This window comes from Kitasatospora sp. NPDC127067, from assembly GCF_042724755.1.
GTDB lineage: Bacteria > Actinomycetota > Actinomycetes > Streptomycetales > Streptomycetaceae > Kitasatospora > Kitasatospora lactacystinica.
Genome location: NZ_JBHXEM010000012.1, coordinates 63,523 through 82,855, shown reverse-complemented (window position 1 = coordinate 82,855; position 19,333 = coordinate 63,523). Strand labels below are relative to the sequence as shown.

At 74.3% G+C, this 19,333-nt stretch carries 21 protein-coding genes and 1 other RNA gene; 11 read left to right on the top strand and 11 right to left on the bottom strand.

Features of this window, described 5'->3' with window-relative positions:
- The first annotated feature begins 1 nt into the window (after position 1).
- Positions 2-1,135 carry a bifunctional RNase H/acid phosphatase gene (locus tag ACFWJ4_RS07705; RefSeq protein WP_359896901.1) on the top strand — a complete coding sequence of 378 codons (1,134 nt, stop codon included), beginning with the start codon at positions 2-4 and terminating at the stop codon, positions 1,133-1,135.
- 20 nt (positions 1,136-1,155) lie between these two features.
- Here ACFWJ4_RS07705 and yaaA read toward each other — a convergent pair whose 3' ends face one another.
- Positions 1,156-1,941 carry a peroxide stress protein YaaA gene (gene yaaA / locus ACFWJ4_RS07700; RefSeq protein WP_380540391.1) on the bottom strand — a complete coding sequence of 262 codons (786 nt, stop codon included), beginning with the start codon at positions 1,939-1,941 and terminating at the stop codon, positions 1,156-1,158.
- Between the two features lie 174 nt (positions 1,942-2,115).
- On the opposite strand from yaaA, the gene ACFWJ4_RS07695 reads away from it, so the two are divergent.
- The 4 genes from ACFWJ4_RS07695 to rnpB all read left to right on the top strand — a co-directional run bounded on the left by ACFWJ4_RS07695 (position 2,116) and on the right by rnpB (position 4,900).
- Positions 2,116-2,469: a hypothetical protein gene (locus tag ACFWJ4_RS07695; RefSeq protein ID WP_380540388.1), complete on the top strand. Its 354-nt coding sequence runs from the start codon at positions 2,116-2,118 to the stop codon at positions 2,467-2,469.
- On the top strand, positions 2,466-2,837 hold the full coding sequence (locus ACFWJ4_RS07690) for a type II toxin-antitoxin system death-on-curing family toxin (protein WP_359896904.1): 372 nt from the start codon (positions 2,466-2,468) through the stop codon (positions 2,835-2,837). The genes ACFWJ4_RS07695 and ACFWJ4_RS07690 overlap by 4 nt, the downstream gene beginning before the upstream one ends.
- 170 nt (positions 2,838-3,007) lie before the next feature.
- Positions 3,008-4,489 carry a DHA2 family efflux MFS transporter permease subunit gene (locus ACFWJ4_RS07685; protein WP_359897128.1) on the top strand — a complete coding sequence of 494 codons (1,482 nt, stop codon included), beginning with the start codon at positions 3,008-3,010 and terminating at the stop codon, positions 4,487-4,489.
- 13 nt (positions 4,490-4,502) lie between these two features.
- Positions 4,503-4,900: RNase P RNA component class A (gene rnpB, locus ACFWJ4_RS07680), an RNA gene on the top strand.
- Positions 4,901-4,939: 39 nt separating this feature from the next.
- Here the strand turns inward: rnpB and ACFWJ4_RS07675 are convergent.
- Both ACFWJ4_RS07675 and ACFWJ4_RS07670 read right to left on the bottom strand, forming a co-directional pair.
- On the bottom strand, positions 4,940-5,197 hold the full coding sequence (locus tag ACFWJ4_RS07675) for a Prokaryotic metallothionein (RefSeq protein WP_359896907.1): 258 nt from the start codon (positions 5,195-5,197) through the stop codon (positions 4,940-4,942).
- Positions 5,198-5,298: 101 nt separating this feature from the next.
- Entirely contained in the window at positions 5,299-5,697 is a 399-nt protein-coding gene (locus tag ACFWJ4_RS07670) for an ACT domain-containing protein (protein ID WP_359896909.1), read from the bottom strand.
- Positions 5,698-5,868: 171 nt separating this feature from the next.
- On the opposite strand from ACFWJ4_RS07670, the gene ACFWJ4_RS07665 reads away from it, so the two are divergent.
- Positions 5,869-6,546, top strand: a complete 678-nt coding sequence (locus ACFWJ4_RS07665) for a PadR family transcriptional regulator (protein WP_359896911.1) — start codon at positions 5,869-5,871, stop codon at positions 6,544-6,546.
- Between the two features lie 129 nt (positions 6,547-6,675).
- On the opposite strand, the gene ACFWJ4_RS07660 is transcribed toward ACFWJ4_RS07665, so the two are convergent.
- The gene (locus ACFWJ4_RS07660) at positions 6,676-6,873 is read right to left on the bottom strand and encodes a hypothetical protein (protein WP_380540385.1); all 198 of its coding nucleotides are present in this window, start codon (positions 6,871-6,873) and stop codon (positions 6,676-6,678) included.
- A gap of 81 nt (positions 6,874-6,954) precedes the next feature.
- Complete coding sequence (locus ACFWJ4_RS07655) at positions 6,955-7,185, bottom strand: hypothetical protein (protein WP_359896915.1); 231 nt, start codon at positions 7,183-7,185, stop codon at positions 6,955-6,957.
- A gap of 534 nt (positions 7,186-7,719) precedes the next feature.
- On the opposite strand from ACFWJ4_RS07655, the gene ACFWJ4_RS07650 reads away from it, so the two are divergent.
- Positions 7,720-8,415 carry a bifunctional DNA primase/polymerase gene (locus ACFWJ4_RS07650; RefSeq protein WP_359896917.1) on the top strand — a complete coding sequence of 232 codons (696 nt, stop codon included), beginning with the start codon at positions 7,720-7,722 and terminating at the stop codon, positions 8,413-8,415.
- A 42-nt stretch (positions 8,416-8,457) separates the two neighbouring features.
- On the opposite strand, the gene map is transcribed toward ACFWJ4_RS07650, so the two are convergent.
- Positions 8,458-9,303, bottom strand: coding sequence for a type I methionyl aminopeptidase (map, locus tag ACFWJ4_RS07645; RefSeq protein ID WP_359896918.1), 846 nt, complete (start codon positions 9,301-9,303; stop codon positions 8,458-8,460).
- Positions 9,304-9,416: 113 nt separating this feature from the next.
- On the opposite strand from map, the gene ACFWJ4_RS07640 reads away from it, so the two are divergent.
- Positions 9,417-9,644: a hypothetical protein gene (locus ACFWJ4_RS07640; RefSeq protein ID WP_359896920.1), complete on the top strand. Its 228-nt coding sequence runs from the start codon at positions 9,417-9,419 to the stop codon at positions 9,642-9,644.
- Between the two features lie 16 nt (positions 9,645-9,660).
- Here ACFWJ4_RS07640 and ACFWJ4_RS07635 read toward each other — a convergent pair whose 3' ends face one another.
- Both ACFWJ4_RS07635 and ACFWJ4_RS07630 read right to left on the bottom strand, forming a co-directional pair.
- Positions 9,661-10,998 (bottom strand): MFS transporter, encoded by a 1,338-nt coding sequence (locus ACFWJ4_RS07635; protein WP_380540382.1) that lies wholly within the window; start codon positions 10,996-10,998, stop codon positions 9,661-9,663.
- A gap of 95 nt (positions 10,999-11,093) precedes the next feature.
- Positions 11,094-11,717: a hypothetical protein gene (locus ACFWJ4_RS07630; RefSeq protein ID WP_380540379.1), complete on the bottom strand. Its 624-nt coding sequence runs from the start codon at positions 11,715-11,717 to the stop codon at positions 11,094-11,096.
- Between the two features lie 47 nt (positions 11,718-11,764).
- Here ACFWJ4_RS07630 and npdG point away from each other — a divergent pair, with 47 nt between their 5' ends.
- Both npdG and ACFWJ4_RS07620 read left to right on the top strand, forming a co-directional pair.
- A complete protein-coding gene (gene npdG / locus ACFWJ4_RS07625) occupies positions 11,765-12,457 on the top strand; it encodes an NADPH-dependent F420 reductase (RefSeq protein ID WP_380540376.1) in 693 nt (230 codons plus the stop codon).
- Positions 12,458-12,569: 112 nt separating this feature from the next.
- The gene (locus ACFWJ4_RS07620) at positions 12,570-12,755 is read left to right on the top strand and encodes a hypothetical protein (protein WP_380540373.1); all 186 of its coding nucleotides are present in this window, start codon (positions 12,570-12,572) and stop codon (positions 12,753-12,755) included.
- Between the two features lie 27 nt (positions 12,756-12,782).
- On the opposite strand, the gene ACFWJ4_RS07615 is transcribed toward ACFWJ4_RS07620, so the two are convergent.
- Positions 12,783-13,598 (bottom strand): site-2 protease family protein, encoded by an 816-nt coding sequence (locus tag ACFWJ4_RS07615; RefSeq protein WP_380540370.1) that lies wholly within the window; start codon positions 13,596-13,598, stop codon positions 12,783-12,785.
- A gap of 195 nt (positions 13,599-13,793) precedes the next feature.
- On the opposite strand from ACFWJ4_RS07615, the gene ACFWJ4_RS07610 reads away from it, so the two are divergent.
- The gene (locus ACFWJ4_RS07610) at positions 13,794-17,180 is read left to right on the top strand and encodes a BTAD domain-containing putative transcriptional regulator (RefSeq protein WP_380540367.1); all 3,387 of its coding nucleotides are present in this window, start codon (positions 13,794-13,796) and stop codon (positions 17,178-17,180) included.
- A 194-nt stretch (positions 17,181-17,374) separates the two neighbouring features.
- On the opposite strand, the gene ACFWJ4_RS07605 is transcribed toward ACFWJ4_RS07610, so the two are convergent.
- Together ACFWJ4_RS07605 and ACFWJ4_RS07600 are read right to left on the bottom strand one after the other, a co-directional pair.
- On the bottom strand, positions 17,375-18,208 hold the full coding sequence (locus tag ACFWJ4_RS07605) for an ABC transporter permease (RefSeq protein ID WP_380540364.1): 834 nt from the start codon (positions 18,206-18,208) through the stop codon (positions 17,375-17,377).
- Positions 18,205-19,227, bottom strand: coding sequence for an ATP-binding cassette domain-containing protein (locus ACFWJ4_RS07600; RefSeq protein ID WP_380540361.1), 1,023 nt, complete (start codon positions 19,225-19,227; stop codon positions 18,205-18,207). Before ACFWJ4_RS07600 ends, ACFWJ4_RS07605 begins: the two co-directional genes overlap by 4 nt.
- Positions 19,228-19,333: the final 106 nt, after the last annotated feature.

Genomic DNA, 19,333 nt, shown 5'->3' with positions numbered 1-19,333 from the left:
GGTGGCGGCGCGTTTCGTCGTCGAGGCTGACGGCGGGTCCCGGGGCAACCCGGGGCCGGCCGGCTACGGCGCGGTGGTCCGTGACGGGGACACCGGGCAGATCGTCGCCGAGGCCGCCGAGTTCATCGGCCACGCCACCAACAACGTGGCCGAGTACAAGGGCCTGATCGCCGGGCTCAAGGCGGCCCGCGAGCTGGACCCGGACGCCTCGGTGGACGTCCGGATGGACTCCAAGCTGGTCGTCGAGCAGATGTCCGGGCGCTGGAAGATCAAGCACCCCGACATGCAGCCGCTCGCCGCCGAGGCGCGCACCGTCTTCCCGCGCGCCCGGGTCACGTACACCTGGATCCCGCGCGAGCGGAACAAGGACGCCGACCGGCTGGCCAACGAGGCGATGGACGCTGGCAAGGCCGGGCGCCAGTGGGAGCCCCGCAAGCCGGCGGCCGCCGTCGAGGAACCCCCGCTGGAGACCGCCGCGCCCAAGGCCGGCTGGGCGGCCCCGGCCGACCTCGGCACCCCCACCACCTTCGTCCTGCTGCGCCACGGCGAGACCCCGCTCACCCCGGAGAAGCGCTTCTCCGGCAGCGGCGGCAGCGACCCGGAGCTCTCCGACAAGGGCCGCTGGCAGGCCGAGCGGGCCGCCGAGGCGCTGGCCGCGCGCGGCAGCGTCCAGGCGGTCGTCGCCTCCCCGATGCGCCGCACCCGGCAGACCGCCGAGACCGTCGCCGCCCGGCTCGGCCTGGAGGTCCGGTACGAGGACGGGCTGCGCGAGGTCGACTTCGGCGACTGGGAGGGCCTGACCTTCGCCGAGGTGCGGGAGCGGTACCCGGACGACCTGACCGCCTGGCTCGGCTCCGCCAAGGCCAGGCCGACCGGCAGCGGCGAGAGCTTCACCACGCTCACCCACCGGGCCGGCGTCGCCCGGGACAAGATCCTCGCCCGGTACGCGGGGAAGACGGTCCTGGTGGTCTCGCACGTCAGCCCGATCAAGACCCTGGTCCGGCTGGCGCTCGGCGCCCCGCCGGACTCCATGTACCGGATGGAGCTGTCCGCCGCCTCGATCTGCGCCGTCCAGTACTACGCGGACGGCAACGCCTCGCTGCGGCTGCTCAACGACACCTCGCACCTGCGCTGATCCGCCGGTCACGGACGTGCTCAGTGCACGTCCGTGACCACCACGTCCAGCTGCCACGGCTTGCGCGCCGTGCCCTCCGCCGCGAGCTCGACCTGGTGGCCCAGCTCCAGCAGCGCGTCCATCAGCTCGCCGGGGGTCTTCGGCTCGGCCCCGGCGAGCAGCAGGTCCCGGACGATCCGGCCCTTGGTCGCCTTGTTGAAGTGGCTGACCACGGTGCGCTTGCCGTCGCGCTCCTGGAGCACCCGGACGGTCGCGGTCCGGGAGGCCACCTCGCCGGCCGGCTTCCACGCCGCCGCGTACGCGGAGCTGCGCAGGTCCAGCACCAGCCCGTCCGCGACCTCCGGGAGCACGGGGGCCGTCACGCTCCGCCAGTACGCGCCGAGCGCCCCCAGCTCCGGGAGCTTCACGCCCATCGAGCAGCGGTAGGACGGGATCCGGTCGGAGATCCGCACGGCGCCCCAGAGGCCGGAGAAGACCAGCAGCGAGCGCTCGGCCCGGTCGTACGCGGCGGCGTCCAGGGTGGCCAGGCCGAGGTTGTCGAACAGCACCCCGGTGTACACCTCGCCCGCCGGGCGGGCCCCGGCCGTCGGCAGTCCGGCGTTCTTGGCGATCTCGCCGCGCAGGCCGGGGGAGAGACCGAGCACCTCGGCGGCGGTGTCCTCGTCGCCCCGGCACAGGCGCACCAGCGCGTCCAGTACCGCGCCGCGCGCCGCCGTCAGCCCGGGCAGCGACAGCCGCTCCAGCGCCACCGGCCCGCCGTCCCCGGATCCGGCCTTGCCCTCCGAGGGCGGCAACAGCACCAGCACAGCGGACTCCTCGACGATCTGTGGCACACGAACCCCGCAACCCTACTGCGCCCGCCGTACGGACCCCGCCGCTCCCGCTCCTGCCCCCGCCCCGCAGCGGGCGGGCGCGGCCGGCAATTCGGTGGGGCACCCGGGCGTTCACCAGTACGGTGAGCGGCGAGGAGAGTGAGTGCGATGACCCTGCGACCCCTGGACCTGGTGCCCGGCGACGACGACGCCGTGGAGGAGTCCCTGTCCGTGCGCCTGCCCGCCGGCCTGCCGGCCGAGACCCGGACGGCACTGGAGTTCGCGCTGCGGGCGGCCGCGCAGGCGGTGATGGCCGGGCGGGTACGGGTGACCGGGGCGCCGGACGGCGCGGACACCGCCGAACTCGCCTTCGAGGTCCGCCAGTCCGACGTCCCCAGGGCGCTCACCGGGCCGACCGCTCCGGAGGCCGGTCGGGAGAGCAGGGCCGAGCGCCGGGCGGCCATGGTGGCCCGGATCCGCACCGCCAACGCGGAGACGCTGGAGAGGCTCAAGGACCTGTGACCGAGTACCTGGACCTCGACGACGTCACCTACCTCGCCGGCGGTCCGGAGACCGTCCGCGACCTCGGCGGCCTGCTCTCGGCGATCGCCCGCCCGCAGGCGAGCCTGTTCGGCGAGGACGCCTACCCGGACCTCTGGTCCAAGGCGGCGGCCCTCGGCCAGAGCCTGGCCCGCAACCACCCCCTGATCGACCGCAACAAGCGCACCGCCTTCGAGGCGATGCTGCTGTTCCTGGACTACAACGGCGAGCCGTACACCGACCCGCACCCGGACGACGCCGTGGCCTTCATGCTCCGGCTCGCCACCGGGGGCTACGACGACGCGGTCGCGCTCGCCGCCAAGGACCTGAAGTCCCTGCTGGGGCGCTGAGCCCCGCCGGGGCCGCCGGGCCGCGCCACCCCCTCCGGCCGGGGGCGTCGCGGCCCGGGAGGCGCCACCCGGACGCGCCACCCGGACGCGCCGCCAACCCGCCCCGGGCCGCCCCGCGGTGGGAGGATCGGTCCGTGCCCGCCCCCCAGCCCCGCGCCGCCGCCGCGCCCGTGCCTGCCCCCGGGCCCGCGCCCGGCCCCCGCCGCCGTCTGCTCGTCCTGGCGATCTGCTGCCTGAGCCTGTTCATCGTCGGCCTCGACAACACCGTGGTGAACATCGCCCTGCCGGTGATCCAGCGGGACCTGGGCGCCCCGGCGTCCGGGCTGCAGTGGATCATCGACGCCTACACCCTGGTGCTGGCCTCGCTGCTGATGCTGTTCGGCTCGGTGGCCGACCGCTTCGGTCGCCGCCGGGTGTTCCAGACCGGGCTGGTCTGCTTCGCGCTCGGCTCGCTGCTGTGCAGCCAGGCGACGAGCCTGGGCTGGCTGGTGGCGTTCCGGGCGCTCCAGGCGGTGGGCGGCTCGATGCTCAACCCGGTGGCGATGTCGATCATCACCAACACCTTCACCGACCCGAAGGAGCGGGCCCGGGCGATCGGTGTCTGGGGCGGCGTGGTCGGCATCTCGATGGCGCTCGGCCCGCTGCTCGGCGGCTTCCTGGTGGACGGCGCGGGCTGGCCGTCGATCTTCCTGATCAACGTTCCGGTGGCGCTCGCCGCCATCGCGCTGACCGCCCGCTTCGTGCCCGAGTCCCGGGCGCCCCGGCCGCGCCGGCTGGACCCGGTCGGGCAACTGCTGATGATCGTGCTGCTCGGCTGCGGCACCGCCGCGATCATCGAGGGGCCGGCCAACGGCTGGACGTCCCCGCTGATCCTCGCGCTGGCCTCCACCGCCGGGGCCGCGCTGATCGCCTTCCCGCTCTGGGAGCGCCGGGTGGCCGAGCCGCTGGTGGACCCGCGGTTCTTCGCCAGCGCGCCGTTCACCGGCGCCACCGTCACCGCGGTCTGCGCCTTCGCCGCGCTCGGCGGCTTCCTCTTCCTCAACACCCTCTACCTCCAGGACGTCCGCCACTACGGCCCGGTCGAGGCCGGCCTGTGGACGCTGCCGATGGCCGGGATGATGCTGGTCTGCGCGCCGCTGTCCGGGCGGATCGTCGCGAGCCGGGGCCCGCGCCTGCCGCTGGTCGCGGCCGGGCTCGGCCTCGCCGCGAGCGGGCTGCTGCTGACCCGGCTCGCCGCCGACTCCCCGCCCGCCCTGCTGCTGGCCGCGTACGGGCTGTTCGGCTTCGGCTTCGGCATGGTCAACGCGCCGATCACCAACGCCGCGGTGTCCGGCATGCCGCGCGCCCAGGCGGGCGTGGCGGCCGCGGTCGCCTCGACCAGCCGTCAGATCGGCCAGTCGCTGGGCGTGGCGGTGATCGGCACGGTCGTCGCCTCGGCCGTGGTCGGGCCGGTCGCGACCGGCTTCGCCCGGGCCAGCCACGCCGGCTGGTGGATCCTGGTCGGCCTCGGCGGCGCCGTCCTCGTCCTGGGCCTGGTCACCACCACGGCCTGGGCGAGCGCGACGGCCGCCCGGGTGGCCGCCCGCCTCGGCGCCGAGCCGCCGGCCGTCCGGTCCGGTGTACGGGAGGCGCCGCCCGAGCGGCTACCATGACCACTACGGCGGAAGAGCCGGCCGGGCGGTCGCGACGGGTCCCAGACCCGCCGAGGAACGTCCGGGCTCCACAGAGCAGGGTGGTGGGTAACGCCCACCCGGGGTGACCCGCGGGACAGTGCCACAGAAAACAGACCGCCCACCGCTTTTCGTGGTGGGTAAGGGTGAAACGGTGGTGTAAGAGACCACCAGCGACCGGGGTGACTCGGCCGGCTAGGTAAACCCCACCTGGAGCAAGGTCAAGATCGGTGCCCTCGGGTACCGTGCGCGGACGTTTGAAGGCTGCTCGCCCGAGTCCGCGGGTGGACCGCACGAGGCTGTCGGCAACGGCAGCCCTAGATGGATGGCCGCCTCCCCGGGCCGCGCAAGCAACCCGGGAGACAGAACCCGGCGTACAGGCCGACTCTTCCGCCCCTTTCCCTCCCCGCCGTCCGGCGGGGCCCCGCCGGGTCAGGCGGGGCGGGCGCCGACGGCGTCGCGGATCTGGTCGCCGAGGCCGCCGTTGACGCGGGCGCAGTTGGCGCAGCAGAAGAACATGCCGGCGACTTCGACGCCGTGGCCGACGATGCGCACGTCGCACTGTTCGCAGCGCGGGGCGAGCTTCTCCATGGCGCACTCGAAGCTGTCGAAGGTGTAGGTGTCGCCGGTGACCGTCTTGATCTCGAAGGCCAGCCAGTAGTCGTTGCCGCAGGTGACGCAGATGGCCATGGCGGCCGTCTCCTTCCGGTGGGGCCGTCCCGGCGGGGCGGCTCGTCTCCCAGTGTCGAAGGCCCGGTCGGCGGCGGCCACCCGGGGCGAGCGGCGGGGGCTCAGGCGGAGCGGGCGGAGAGATCCTCCAGGGCGCGGACGGCGCGGTCGGCGTCGTCGGCGGCGACGAACAGGTGGTCGTGGTGGAAACCGGCCACCACGTTGCAGCTGATGCCCTCCTCGGCGAGCCGGCCGGACACCGCGGCGGTCAGCCCGACGGCCTCCAGCGCCGAGTGGATCCGCAGGGTGATCCAGGCCGCCACGTACTCGTAGCGCAGCCCGAGCGCGTCCGCCTCCTCCTGGGCGACCACCATCGTCACCCCCTCGGGTTCGGCGACGGTCACCACCGGCCGCATGCCGGCGGGCACCCGGGCGGGGAGCGTGCAGTAGACGTACCGCCCCGGGTTGAGCTGCGGGCTCATTGCGCGCAGCAGCGTCGCGAGGTCTCGTTCTGCGGCCATGCCCGCCACCGTAGCGGCTGGACGGGGGATGCGTCGTGCTCCGTGGGCGTGTCGGAATCCGTTGACGAGCGACAGTCGCCGATATATCGTCGAGCTATCGAGACAGTAACTCGACTGCCTCGTCGAACCGTGGAGACGGAGGTGGGCGCGATGCGCTCGGAAGGTCAAGGAATGCGATTCCGCTGGGAAGGCCCGCGCGGAGGCGGCCCGGGCGGCGGCCGGCGCCGCGGCCCGGGCCCCGAGTTCCGGGGGATGCCCGGGGAGGGCGTCGAGGGCCGGGAGGCGTTCGGCGGGTTCGGCCCGCCGTTCGGCGGCGGCGGCCCCGGCCGGCCGATGGGCGGCCCGTTCGGGCACGGCTTCGGCGGCCACGGCGGCCGGCGAGGAGGTCCGCACGGCCGGCGCGGCGGGCGGGCCCGGCGCGGTGACGTCCGGGCCTCGCTGCTGGCGCTGCTCAAGGAGCGGCCGATGCACGGCTACGAGATGATCGCCGAGATCACCGAGCGGACCGGAGGGGCCTGGCGGCCCAGCCCGGGATCGATCTACCCCAACCTCCAGCTGCTGGAGGAGGAGGGCCTGATCACCGCGCAGGAGGTCGGCGGCAAGCGGCTGGTCTCGCTCACCGACGCGGGCCGGGCCGAGGCCGACGCCGGGCCGGCCGAACCGTGGGCGGAGGCCGGCCGGGAGGTCGACTGGGAGGCCGTCCAGGAGGTCGGCCAGGCACTCGCCGCCGTCGACCAGGCGATCCGGCAGGTCATGGCCACCGGCACCGAGGCGCAGCGCGCCAAGGGCCTGACCGTACTGACCGAGGCCCGCAAGAAGCTGTACCTCATCCTCGCCGAGGACGACTGACCGGCCCGGGGGGAGAAGCCGGGGGAAGAACCCGCGGGAGAAGGGGGCGGGCGGTGCCGCTGCCCGGGCGGTCCGGGGGAGGGCCGTACGGGCCTCGCGGGGTTCATGGGCCTCGGGCGCTCACGGCCTTCACAGCCGGACCGTGAACAGCGCCACGGACACCAGCAGCAGCACCGCCCAGCCGAACCAGAGCCAGGCGTTCGGCCCGATGGCCACGCTGTAGAGGCACACCACCAGGAGCAGCACCCCGGTGACGCCCGCGACCTGCCGGTTGTGGTGCTCCACCGCCCGGGAGCGGCTCCTCGGGTGCCGTACCGTCCTCGCCATGCCGACCTCCCCGGGAGGCGAACGAAGGGCAACGCAGGGCAACACGGAGCAACGCAGGGCGACGGCGAAGCGCGCGGCCCGTCAGCCGGAGGCGCGGACGGTGGCCGCCTCGTCGTACTCGTAGCGCCAGAACCAGCTCAGGCCCCGAACCTGCTTGCTCCGGACGTACACCAGTGTGCGCGCGGCGGCCTCGCCGTGCGCGGGGACCGGAACCTTGTACTTCTTGGGCACGCCGAGCATCGGCCCCAGGGGGATGGGCAGGATCGTCCCGTCCAGGGGCCCGCCGACGAATTCGGTGTCCGCGCTCTTCATCCCCCCAGGGTCTCACCTCCGCGCCGGACCGGGACCGGGACCAGGGCCGGGGCCGTGCCCGGGGCGCCGGACGGGGTGCCTGCGGGGGAGCGCCGGGACGACCGGGGGCTCCCGGACGGGAGGGCGGGCGGGACGTCGCGTGCGGGCGGCGTGCCGGGAGTGTGCCCGGGGTGCGCCCGTGGGCGTCACCGCGAGTGTGACCGGAGAGGCACCGCCCCCGGTCATCCGGAGGCCCTCCGCACCCTTATCCTTCCTGTTACGCCCTCGGGGTCCACCCGGGTCAGCGGGCCCGTACGGGCCGGGCGAGGCGCGAATCCGCGCGCCCTCCGGCCGATTTGGCGCGGACAGCGTGCTGCCGCGACTGCGTACCGTGACCCGGGCGTCGGCCGCCCGGTGACCCCGGTCCACGGCCGACAGGGCGCGGACGTCAGGGCCGAGCACCCCGGGAAGCAGTCGGGGGCGCCGTGCGTTGCGTCGAGTGGTACGTCGAACGCTGTGTCGCACCAGGCACGGCAGTTGCGCGGAAGGGGCCCGATGGAAGCCGGCAGCAGGTGGACGACCTGGTGGCAGAAGCGTGAACGCCAGCGGGCGGGGGGCGCCGACGACCCGGCCGCCGGACTCGATCAGCTGCTCGGCGCCGCGCGCGCCGGATTCCCGCTCGCGCCCGCCGCCCACCCGGCCGGCTACCGGTGCTCCTGCGACCGGGTGGCCTGCCCGGCCCCCGCCCAGCACCCGGTCTCCTTCGCCTGGCAGACCCAGGCCACCACCGACCCCGAGCAGCTCTCCCGCTGGCTCGCCCGCGACCCGCAGGCCAACTTCATCACCGCCACCGGCCGGGTGCACGACGTGCTGGACGTCCCGGCGGAGGCCGGACGGCTGGCGCTGGAGCGGCTGACCGCACTGGGCGTCGAGGGCCCGGTCGCCGCCGTCGGCGAGGACCGCTACCTGTTCTTCACCGCCACCCGCGGCACCCCCCAGGACGAGGACGAGTGGTGGCCGAGTGCGCTCGACTCCACCCCGGACACCATGTCCGAGCACCCCGGCCTGCGCTGGCACTGCCGCGGCTCGTACACCCTGCTGCCGCCGGCCGCGCTGCCGGACGGCTCCCACGTGAGGTGGCTGCGCGGGCCCGAGCAGCCGCTGCCGGACCCGCTGCGGGTACTGGACGTGCTCACCGACGCCTGCACCGAGGTGGGCGCCGTCGCCGAGGAGCAGTGGCTGATCGGCTAGGGCGCCCACCGGGCGGCGCGGGTCACGCCGGCCGTGCCCCGGTCACGGCAGGGTGAGGATCTCCGCGCCGTCCGCCGTGACCACCAGGGTGTGCTCGAACTGGGCGGTTCGCTTGCGGTCCTTGGTGACGACCGTCCAGCCGTCCTCCCAGATCTCGTAGTCGTAGGTGCCCAGGGTCAGCATCGGCTCGATGGTGAAGGTCATGCCCGGCTTGATCACCTCGGTGGCCCGCTCGCTGTCGTAGTGCGGGATGATCAGGCCGGAGTGGAACGACGTGTTGATGCCGTGTCCGGTGAAGTCCCGCACCACGCCGTACCCGAAGCGCTTGGCGTAGGACTCGATGACCCGCCCGATGACGTTGATCTGACGACCCGGCTTGACCGCCTTGATCGCCCGGGCGAGGGATTCCCGGGTGCGCTCGACCAGCAGCCGGGACTCCTCGTCCACGTCACCGACCAGGTAGGTGGCGTTGAGGTCGCCGTGCACCCCGTGGATGTACGCGGTGGCGTCGATGTTGACGATGTCGCCGTCCTGGAGCACCGTCGAGTCCGGGATGCCGTGGCAGATCACCTCGTTGATCGAGGTGCAGACGGACTTGGGGAAGCCCCGGTAACCGAGGTCGGACGGGTAGGCGCCGTGGTCGCACATGTAGGCGTGGGCGACGGCGTCCAGCGCGTCGGTGGTGACGCCGGGGGCGATCAGCTTGGCCGCCTCCTCCATCGCCCGGGCGGCGATCCCGCTCGCGATCCGCATCTTCTCGATCGTCTCGGCGGTCTGCACCTCGGGCCCGGTGTACGGCGTCGGCGCGGACTTGCCGACGTACTCGGGGCGCGCGATGTGCGCCGGGACCTTGCGGGTGGGGGACTGGATGCCGGGTACGAGAGCCATGCCGCGAGTCTAGTCGCCGGTCCCCGGGGCCCCCGGGGGGTGTGCGGCCCGGGCCGGGGCGGGGAATGATCGGTACCGACCCATCCTTCTGGCCTTCTGAACGGGAGAGCGCCATGCCCCTCGGATTCAACCGCAAGCCGACCGGCAAACCCGGCGAGTGGTTCTACTGCATCAAGCACAACAAGGTCGAAGAGGGCCCGGAGTGCCCGGCGAAGGACCGCCTGGGCCCGTACGCCACCCCCGAGGAGGCCGCCCAGGCACTGCGCATCGCCGACGAGCGCAACCGCGAGTGGCAGAACGACCCGCGCTGGAGCGACAAGCCGAAGGACGACGCCGAGTAGCCCGCCCGGCGGCTCGTCACGCCGTCGGGGCGGCCTCCCGTTCGGCGCGCTCGTGCTCGGCGCGGACGGCGGCGGCGTGGGGGTCGGTGCGGTCGTCGTAGCCGAGCAGCTTCGGGAGGGCGGCGGCGACCGCGAGCACGGCGACCACGCAGGCGACGCCGCCGGCCCAGACGGCGGCGCGCACGCCGACCAGCCCGGCCATGGTGCCGGCCCGGACCTGGCCGAGCTGCGGGCCGACGGAGTAGCTGAGCAGTTCGACGCCGGCCATCCGCCCGCGCAACTCGTCGGGGATGGACTGGTTCCACATGGTCGAGCGGGCGAGCCCGCTGATCTCGTCGGCGCCGCCGGCCAGCGCCAGGCCGAGCAGCACCAGCCCGATGTGTTCGGTCAGTCCGGCGAGCGCCATCGCCGCGCCCCAGCCGACGGCGGCGGCCACCAGCAGCCGCCCGTGCCGGTGGACGCGGGAGGTCCAGCCGCTGGTGGCGCCGACCAGCAGGGCGCCGAGGGCGGAGGCGGCGTACATCGGGCCGAGCGCCCAGTCCGCCCCCAATTCGGAGGCCAGGAACGGGAAGACGGCCACCGGGTAGGCGAACAGCATGGCGCAGAGGTCGATCGCGTAGGTGCCGAGCAGGTCCTTGCGGCTCCAGGCGTAGCGGACGCCGGTCAGCACCGCCCGGACGGACGGCCGTTCGGCGCCGGTGGGCGGCGGCACCGCCTTGATCCGGACGAGCAGCAGCAGCGAGACCGCGAAGGTGAGGACGTCCAGCGCGTACGCGGTCTGCACCCCGGCGAAGGCCACCACGACGCCGGCCAGCGCCGGACCGGCCACCGAAGCGGCGTTGTGGTACAGCGACCTGAGGGCGAACGCGGCGGTCAGGTGCTGGTGCGGGACGAGCCGGGGCAGGAGCGAGTCCAGCGCCGGGCGCTGGATGCCGTCGGCGGCCGCGACCAGTGCGGCGACCAGGTAGATCGGCCAGAGCAGCGGGTGCGGCAGCAGGGCGTTGACCAGCAGCAGCCCGGCCAGCAGGCCGAGCGCGACCTCCGCCCGCAGCACCAGCTTCCGGCGGTCCAGGGCGTCGGCGAGGGCGCCGCCCCAGAGACCGAAGACGATCAGCGGGACGAGTTCGACGGCGCCGATCAGGCCGACCGCGAAGGAGGAGCCGGTGAGCTCCTTGATCTGCATCGGTACGGCGACGAGGGTCAGGAAGCCGCCGAAGCTGGTGACGCAGCCGGAGGTCCACAGGTAGCGGAAGTCGCGGGAGGCGCGCCAGGGTGCCAGGTCGGGTGTCAGCGATCGCAGCAGTCTCCGGGCGCGCCCGGGCACGGCGGGATGCGGGGGTTCGTCGACGTTCACGAACCGTCATCCTCGGACGGCGGTCACCGCTTCCGCAAAGGGTTTTCGGCCCGTCGGCGGTCGGGACGCGCGCACCGGTGGCTCGGGCGCCCGGTTCACCAGCGGCTGATCGCGGGCGTCGAGGTCAGCCGTTCGGCGAGTCGGGCGAGCCGGTCCCGGACGGAGCGGCGGTGGGTCCGCTGCCCGGCGGCGACGCTGACCAGGTGCTGGGCGAGGTCGAAGGGCCCCTCGGCGGCGGTGCCGACGGCCAGCCGCTCGTGCGCGAGCTCGCCGAGGCCACCGGGGCCGCCGGACGCCCCGGGCCCGGCCGGGGCACCGCCGTCCAGCGCGAGCACGGTCGCGCCGCGCCGCCGGGCGTCCTGCACCCGCTCCAGCAGCGGGGCGCCGGCCGTCTCCGGGACCACCACCAGCACGGTGTCGCCGCGCCCGGCCCCGGTGAGCCGCCGCAGGTCGTGCAGCAGGTGGGCGGGGGCGCCGGCCGGCGGGCTGTGCCGCAGCAGGGTGGGCGCCAGCCGGGGGACGTCCGACCACGCGGCCTCGTCGTCCAGGTGGGCGGCCAGGTGCCAGGGCTCGTACGCCTCGGTGCCGACCAGCAGCAGCCCGCTCGCCCCGCGCCGTTCCACCGAGCGGCGCAGCGCCCCGGCGAAGCCGCCGACCGCCTCCAGCCAGCCCGTTCCCGTCAGCCGTTCCCGGAGTGCCGAAACTCTCACCGCGTCCATGCGGGCCAGGATGTCCCGCCGGGCCGGGGATTTGGCAGGATCGGCCCATGACTTCCCTCGATTCAGCGACAAACCCGGCCCACGAGGTGCCGGACGTCTCGCAGCTGGTGGTCGGTGTCCTCGGCGGCACCGGCGACCAGGGGCGGGGACTGGCCCTGCGGCTGGCCAAGGCCGGCCAGCAGGTGCTCATCGGCTCCCGTGACGCCGCCCGTGCCGAGGCCTCGGCGGCCGAGCTGGGCCTCGGCGTGCGCGGCGCCGACAACGCCACCGTCGCCCGGGAGAGCGACGTGGTGATCATCGCGGTCCCGTGGGACGGCCACGCCGCCACCCTGACCGCGTTGCGCGAGGAGCTCACGGGCAAGATCGTCGTCGACTGCGTCAACCCGCTGGGCTTCGACAAGCAGGGCGCGTACGCGCTGAAGCCGGAGGAGGGCAGCGCCGCCGAGCAGGCCGCCGCCCTGCTGCCGGACTCCCGGGTCACCGCCGCGTTCCACCACCTCTCGGCGGTGCTGCTCCAGGACGAGTCGGTGGAGAGCATCGACACCGACGTCATGGTGCTCGGCGACGACCGGGACGCCACCGACGTCGTGCGGGGCCTGGCCGGCCGCATCCCCGGGATGCGCGGCATCTACGCGGGCCGGCTGCGCAACGCCCACCAGGTGGAGTCGCTGGTCGCCAATCTGATCTCGGTCAACCGCCGCTACAAGGCCCACGCGGGCCTGCGGATCACCGACGTCTGACCGGCACGGGCCGTGTCGACCTCACCCCTGGACCGGCTCCGGAGGTGAGGTCGGCGACAATGGGTGGCGGCCGTGACCCGGCCGCCCGCACCCGTTCTAGGAGCCTCCCGCCATGCCTCGCACGTCCCTCTTCGCCCTGGCCGCCGTCGTCCTCGCGCTCGCGGCCCTGGTGGTCTCGCTGGTCCAGGGCTTCTGGCTGGGCCTGATCTGGCTGCCGCTGGCCGGCGTGGCCAGCAACGTGCTGTGGATGGACCGCCGCCGGGCCAGGATCGCCGCGGCGGCCGCCGAGCAGGGCTGAGGCCCTGCCCGCGGCCCGCCGGAGGAGCTAGTTCTTCCAGAAGCTGAACAGGTACCGGCCGAGCGTGGCGTAGTCCTGGTCCACCCCGAACAGGTTCATCAGGCCGTGGACGATCCCGAAGAAGAACTGGTTCACCTGGGGCTGCCACAGCAGCGCGAACACCGCGAGCATCCCGTACGGCGCGAACGGCTCGATGGCCCGCCGGGTCTGGTACGACAGCCAGGGCTCGACGATCCCGTAGCCGTCCAGCCCGGGCACCGGCAGCAGGTTCAGCACCGCCGCGCTCAGTTGGAGGAAGCCGAGGAAGCCCAGCGCGCCGGAGAACGGCGAGATGATCAGCTCGTGGCCCTCCCAGACCGCGTGCACGGTCGGGTCGTCCAGCCAGCCCGCGCCGATCGGGATCAGCAGCGCCGCCGCGATGAGCAGGTTGACCAGCGGGCCGGCCGCCGAGATCAGGCTGTGCTTGAGCCGGCCCTGGACGCGGTGCCGCTCGATCCAGACCGAGCCGCCGGGAAGGCCGATGCCGCCGAGGATCACGAAGACGATCGGCAGCACGAAGCTGAGCAGCACGTTGGCGTACTTCAGCGGGTTGAGCGTGAGGTAGCCCTTGGCCCCGACGCTGATGTCGCCGCCGTGCAGCGCGGTGCGCGCGTGGGCGTACTCGTGCAGGCAGAGGGAGACCATCCAGCCCGCGACCACGAACAGGAACACCCCGAACGAGGCGTTGCCGTAACCCTGGTACACCGCCCAGCCGGAGGTGCCGAGGACGGCGAGGAGCGCCCAGAACACCGGGCTGATCCGGCGGTCCTCGCTGCGGGAGCGCGGCGTGGCGGCGAAGGTCATGGTCTGGGTGCTCCGTGGGGAGGGGAAGGCGGGCGGGCGCGGGCGGGTCGATCATGCCGGGCGGGCCGGTGACCGGACAAGCCGTCCCGGGTGAACGTCCGGGCGCGCGGTGGCGTTCCACCCTACGTGCCGGGGCCGGGAGGGGCCCAGCACAATTGTGCGGCCCTTCCCCCGGGCATCGACCAGAATGGTGCGGTGCACTACGGCATCCTCGGGACGACGACGGCCCACCACGACGACGGCACGCCGGTAGCGATCGGCGGCGCCCGGCTGCGGGCCCTGCTCACCGCCCTGGCCCTGCGGCAGGGCCGGCCGGTGCCGGCCGACCTGCTGGTGGACGAGGTGTGGGAGGCCGAGCCGCCGCAGGACTCCTCCGCCGCGCTCCAGACCCTGGTCGGCCGGCTGCGCCGCACCATCGGCCGGGACGAGGTCGGCTCCGGCCCGGCCGGGTACTGGCTGACCGGCCCGGCCACCGACCTCGCCGACTTCCAGCGGCTGACCGGTGAGGGCCGCCGCGCCCTGGACGCCGGGGACCACGCGCTCGCGGCCGAGCGGCTGCGCGCCGCCCTGGCCCTGTGGCGCGGCCCCGCGCTCGCCGACCTGCCGGACCGCGCCGGCCCGGCCGTCCGGCTGGAGGCCCAGCACGAGGAGGCCCGGCGCCACCGGATCACCGCGGACCTCGGCCTCGGCCGGGCCGCGGAGCTGATCGCCGAGCTGGCCGAGCTGTGCGAACGGGAGCCGCTGGACGAGCCGTTGCAGCTGCTGATGATCCGGGCGCTGCACGAGAGCGGGCGGACGGCCGAGGCGCTGCGCCACTACGAGCGGACCAGGCGCGCCCTGGCCGACGAGCTCGGCGTCGACCCGGGGCGCGGACTCCGTTCCCTGTACGCCGAGTTGCTCGCTCCGACGGGCCCGGTGGTCCCGGCGGACCCGAAGGCCCCGGCGACCCAGGGGGAGCGGAACCCGGATCCCGCCCCCGCCCCCGCCCCCGCGGCGCCCCAACTCCCGCGCCCCGGCGGCAACCTGCGCGGCCGGCTGACCAGCTTCGTCGGCCGCGAGGACGATCTCGCCGCGCTGCGCGCGATGCTGACGGACCGTCGGCTGGTGACCCTGACCGGCCCCGGCGGCTCCGGCAAGACCAGCCTCTCGACCGAGGCCGGCCGTGCCGAGCAGTCCGCCGGGGGCTGGCCGGACGGCGTGTGGGTGGCCGAACTCGCCCCGCTGGAGAGCCCGGACGCGGTGCCCGCCGCCGTGGTCTCGGCGCTCGGCCTGCGCGAGATCGTGCTGCACAGCACCAGCATGGTCGCCGAGGTGATCGAGAAGCGGGCCGAGGACCCGGTGCGCCGGCTGGTCGAGCACTGCGGCCACCGCCGGATGCTGCTCGTCCTGGACAACTGCGAGCACCTGATCCAGGCGGCCGCCGACCTCGCCGACGTCCTGCTCGCCGAGTGCCCCGGGCTGACGGTGCTCGCCACCAGCCGCGAGCCGCTGGGCGTGCCGGGGGAGACGGTGCTGCCGGTGGAGCCGCTGCCCGACCCGGTCGCGCTGCGGCTGTTCGTCGAGCGCGCGGCCGCGGCCCGTCCCGGTTTCGACCCGCAGGGCGACCCGGAGGCCTGTGCCGAGATCTGCCGCCGGCTGGACGGGCTGCCGCTGGCCATCGAACTGGCCGCCGCCCGGCTGCGGGTGATGACGGCGCGCCAGATAGCCGACCGGCTGGACGGCCGGTTCGCGCTGCTCACCGCGGGCAGCCGCACCCTGCTGCCGCGCCAGCAGACGCTGCGCGCGGTGGTCGACTGGAGCTGGGACCTGCTGGGCAAGCGGGAGCGGGCGGTGCTGCGCCGGCTCGCGGTGTTCGCGGGCGGCTGGCAGCTGGAGGACGCCGAGGCGGTCTGCGCCGACGGCGTCGAGGTGGCCACCGGCGAGGTCGCCGACCTGCTGCTGTCGCTGGTCGACAAGTCCCTGCTGGTGGCCGACCTGGACGGGGCCAGCCTGCCGCGCTACCGGATGCTGGAGACCATCCACGAGTACGCGACCGAGCGCCTGGCCGCGTCCGCCGCCGAGCGCGCCGCCACCGAGGCCCGTCACCTGGCGCACTTCCGCACCATGATCGCGGTCGCGGAAGCGCAGATCCACGGCCCCCGGCAGCTGCACTGGCTGGCGGTGCTGGAGCGCGAGCAGGACAACATCCGCGCGGCGCTGCGCCGGGCGATCGACCTGCGGGACGAGGACCAGGCGCTGCTGCTCGCCCTCGGCATGAGCTGGTACTGGTCGCTGCGCGGCTACAGCATGGAGGCGCGCACCTGGTACACCGCGGTCGGCGCGCTCGGCCCGGACCCGTTCGGCCCGGACGCCCCGCGGGCGGTGCCGCTGGAGCACAGCGTGTTCGCGTACGAGCTGCCGCTGTCCGCGCCGGTGGTCGAGGAGGCCCGCCGGCTGCTCGCGATGTTCCGGCTGATCGGGCTGTTCGAGGGCAACCTGGACGTCCTCGGCGACCCGGAGGCGGTCGAGGTCGCCCAGCGGCTGATGGACGCCTACACCCCGGACCTGCCGCAGTCCTACCGTTTCCCGGCGCTGATGCGGGTGTTCGGCGCGTTCCTGGCCGGCCGCCTGGAGGTGATGAAGGACCTGCTGGACGATGCCGTGCTCGGCTGCGAGCGGTACGGCGGGCCGAGCGACCTGGCGTTCATCCTGCAGGTGCGGGCCAGGATGCTGAACGACTGGCCGAGCGGCGCGGAGCAGAGCATCGTGGACGGCAAGCGCTCGCTGGAGCTGTACGAGCAGGCGGGCGACCTCTGGGGGATCTCCCAGGCGCTGGCGGCGCACGGCGAGTCGCTGGCCAACCGGGGCGATTCCGCGGCCGCCGCGGAGGCGTACGAGCGGGCGATCGGGCTGGTCGAGGAGCTGGGGGCGCCGCTGGAGGTGCCGATCCTGCGGGTGAACCTGGGTACCGCCCTGCTGGAGCACGACATGGACCGCGGCGAGCGGGTCGTCCGGGAGGCGCTGGCCTCGATCGGGACCCCGGGCCTCAACCAGTCCACCACCGGGGCCCTGATGTTCGGCCACCTGACGCTCTGCGGCCTGCACGCCCAGCGCGGCGAGTTCGAGCTGGCGATGGCCGAGCTGGACGAGCTGGACACGGTCCGGGTCGGCGGCTTCGCGCCGAGCCTGGTGACCGGGATGCTGCTGAGCGCCCGGGGCTGGATCACGGCCCGGGCCGGCGATCCGGAGGCGGGGTTCGAGCTGCTGCGCGACGGCTGGCGGCAGCTGCGGGCGGTGACGGCGGCGAGCGGCTTCGCCGAGCACATGACGGTCATGGTGGTGCCCGCGGTGACGGCGGTGCTGTGCAGCTTCGCCCGGCGTGACGGGGACCTGGAGCGGGCCCGGGTGGCGGCGGTGCTGATCGGCGCGCACGGCGGGCTGAACGGCCCCAAGGGTGGCTACCTGGACCGGTCCGAGCGGGCGCGCACGGAGGCCGTCCTGCGGGAGCTGATGGGCGACGCCGAGTACGAGGAGGCCCGGGACGGCGGGGTCGGGACGTCCCAGGAGCAGGCCTTCGAGCTGCTGGAGGGGCTGATCGGCTAGCCCCGGACTTCCCGGACTTCCCGGACTCCCCGGACTCCCCGGACTCCGCGGACCCGTGCGGCCGGCGCCCGTCCCCCGGTCACCGGCCGCACGGGCCCGTTCCGCGGCCGGCGCCTGTCCCGGGCGGCCGGCCGTTCTCGTCCGCCGGCCGTCCCCGATGGGAGTCGAGGGGGGAGCCGACGGCGGTCGTGGGGTCAGGTCCGCTTGCGGAACCGGGCGACCGCCAGCGGGGCGAAGATCGCGGTGACGGCGGCCGACCAGACCAGCACGATCATCACCGGGTGGGCCACCGGGCCCTCGCCGTTGAGCAGGGAGCGGGAGGCGTCGGCCAGCGCCGACAGCGGGTTGACCTCGGTGAAGGACTTCAGCCAGCCCGGCATGGTGTCGGGCCTGGCGAAGATCGAGCTGCCGAACTGCATCGGCATCAGGACCAGCATGGCCACGCCCTGGACGGCCTGGGCGCTGCGCAGGGCCATGCCCAGCAGCATCGAGATCCAGACGATCGACATGCCGAACACCAGGGCCAGGCCGATGGTGGCCAGCACCTCCAGCGGTCCGGTCCGCACCTCGAAGCCGATGCACATCGCGAAGCCGATCAGGATCGCGAAGGAGAGCAGTCCGCGCAGGGTCTCGGCGACGATCTTGGACAGCAGGACCGAGGCCCGGCCGATCGGCAGGGTGCGGAAGCGGTCCATCACGCCGGTCTGGAAGTCGCTGTTGAGGCCGGTGCCGACGGCCATCGCGAGGGTGAGGCCGGTCTGTCCGAGCAGGCCGGGGATCAGGTACTGCTTGTAGTCGTCCTGGTTGCCGGCCATCGCGCCGCCGAAGACGTAGACGAACAGCACGGTGAAGATGATCGGCATCAGCACGGCGTCGAACATCGACTCCGGGTCGGCCTTGATCCGCATCAGGTTGCGCCGGGTCAGCGCGCCGACGTGGCGCAGGGTGCCGGACAGGCCGATCCGGGAGTCCTCCGCCGGCGGCCGGGTGTCCCGGGCCCGGGAGGGGGCGAGCGTGGCGGTGGTCATGCGACGGGCTCCTTGGCGAGGCTGGGGGCGGGCACCGCGGCGGAGGCGGGCTTGCCGGTGATGGCGAGGAAGACCTCGTCCAGGCTGGGCACCTTGGTGTCGATGCCGGCGACGGCGAAGCCGCGGGTGCCGAGCACCCCGATCACCGCGGTCAGCTGCTCCTCGCCGGTGATCGGCACCGCTAGCAGGCCGGTGTCGGCGGAGAAGGTGGCGTTGAGGATGCCGCTCTCGTGCAGGCAGCGGGTCATCTCCGGCAGCTCGGCCGGGTCGGTCGGGCGGACCTGGAGGGTCTGGCCGCCGACCTTGGCCTTGAGCTCGGAGACGGCGCCGTTGGCGATCACCCGGCCGCGGTCGATGACGGTCAGCTCGTTCGCGAGCTGCTCCGCCTCCTCCATGTACTGGGTGGTCAGCAGCACGGTGCTGCCCTCGGCGACCATGCGCTGCACCTCGTCCCAGACCTCGTTGCGGGTGCGCGGGTCCAGGCCGGTGGTGGGCTCGTCCAGGTAGAGCACCCGGGGGCGGCCCATCATGCTGGCGGCCAGGTCGAGGCGGCGGCGCATGCCGCCGGAGTAGGTCTTGGCGGTCCGCTTGGCGGCCTCGGTGAGCGAGAAGCGCTCCAGCAGCTCGGCGGCCCGGGCCCTCGCCTCCTTGCGGGGGAGGTCGAGCAGCCGGCCGATGAGGTAGAGGTTCTCGTACCCGGAGAGCAGCTCGTCCACGGAGGCGTACTGGCCGGTGAGGCCGATCGTGCGGCGCAGCTGCTTGGGCTGGCGCAGCACGTCGTAGCCGCCGACGAACGCGGTGCCGGCGTCCGGCTTGATCAGGGTGGAGAGGACGCGCACCAGGGTGGTCTTGCCCGCGCCGTTGGGGCCGAGCAGGGCGAGGACGGTGCCTTCCTCGACGGTGAGGTCGACCCCGTCGAGGGCCTTGGTCTCGCCGTAGTGCTTGACGATGCCGTGCACCTCCACGGCGTTCCGAGAGGTGGTTCCCCGGTCGTTCGGGGCTGTCGCGATTCGTGTCATGCCCCCAGGGTGTCCGCCCGCGCTGTCAGCTCCCTGTCGGCCGGCGCCGTGTGCTGTCAGGCCGCTGTCACCGGCCGCCGGAGGCGCTCCCCGGGCGCCGGACGCC

Excerpts from the sequence above, each read along its gene's own strand:
- ACFWJ4_RS07695 (WP_380540388.1), top strand. The coding sequence starts at position 2,116 with ATGACCCTGCGACCCCTGGACCTGGTGCCCGGCGACGACGACGCCGTG.
- ACFWJ4_RS07675 (WP_359896907.1), bottom strand. The coding sequence starts at position 5,197 with ATGGCCATCTGCGTCACCTGCGGCAACGACTACTGGCTGGCCTTCGAG.
- ACFWJ4_RS07670 (WP_359896909.1), bottom strand. The coding sequence starts at position 5,697 with ATGGCCGCAGAACGAGACCTCGCGACGCTGCTGCGCGCAATGAGCCCG.
- ACFWJ4_RS07665 (WP_359896911.1), top strand. The coding sequence starts at position 5,869 with ATGCGATTCCGCTGGGAAGGCCCGCGCGGAGGCGGCCCGGGCGGCGGC.
- ACFWJ4_RS07660 (WP_380540385.1), bottom strand. The coding sequence starts at position 6,873 with ATGGCGAGGACGGTACGGCACCCGAGGAGCCGCTCCCGGGCGGTGGAG.
- ACFWJ4_RS07655 (WP_359896915.1), bottom strand. The coding sequence starts at position 7,185 with ATGAAGAGCGCGGACACCGAATTCGTCGGCGGGCCCCTGGACGGGACG.
- ACFWJ4_RS07650 (WP_359896917.1), top strand. The coding sequence starts at position 7,720 with ATGGAAGCCGGCAGCAGGTGGACGACCTGGTGGCAGAAGCGTGAACGC.
- map (WP_359896918.1), bottom strand. The coding sequence starts at position 9,303 with ATGGCTCTCGTACCCGGCATCCAGTCCCCCACCCGCAAGGTCCCGGCG.
- ACFWJ4_RS07640 (WP_359896920.1), top strand. The coding sequence starts at position 9,417 with ATGCCCCTCGGATTCAACCGCAAGCCGACCGGCAAACCCGGCGAGTGG.
- ACFWJ4_RS07630 (WP_380540379.1), bottom strand. The coding sequence starts at position 11,717 with ATGGACGCGGTGAGAGTTTCGGCACTCCGGGAACGGCTGACGGGAACG.
- npdG (WP_380540376.1), top strand. The coding sequence starts at position 11,765 with ATGACTTCCCTCGATTCAGCGACAAACCCGGCCCACGAGGTGCCGGAC.
- ACFWJ4_RS07620 (WP_380540373.1), top strand. The coding sequence starts at position 12,570 with ATGCCTCGCACGTCCCTCTTCGCCCTGGCCGCCGTCGTCCTCGCGCTC.
- ACFWJ4_RS07615 (WP_380540370.1), bottom strand. The coding sequence starts at position 13,598 with ATGACCTTCGCCGCCACGCCGCGCTCCCGCAGCGAGGACCGCCGGATC.
- ACFWJ4_RS07605 (WP_380540364.1), bottom strand. The coding sequence starts at position 18,208 with ATGACCACCGCCACGCTCGCCCCCTCCCGGGCCCGGGACACCCGGCCG.
- ACFWJ4_RS07600 (WP_380540361.1), bottom strand. The coding sequence starts at position 19,227 with ATGACACGAATCGCGACAGCCCCGAACGACCGGGGAACCACCTCTCGG.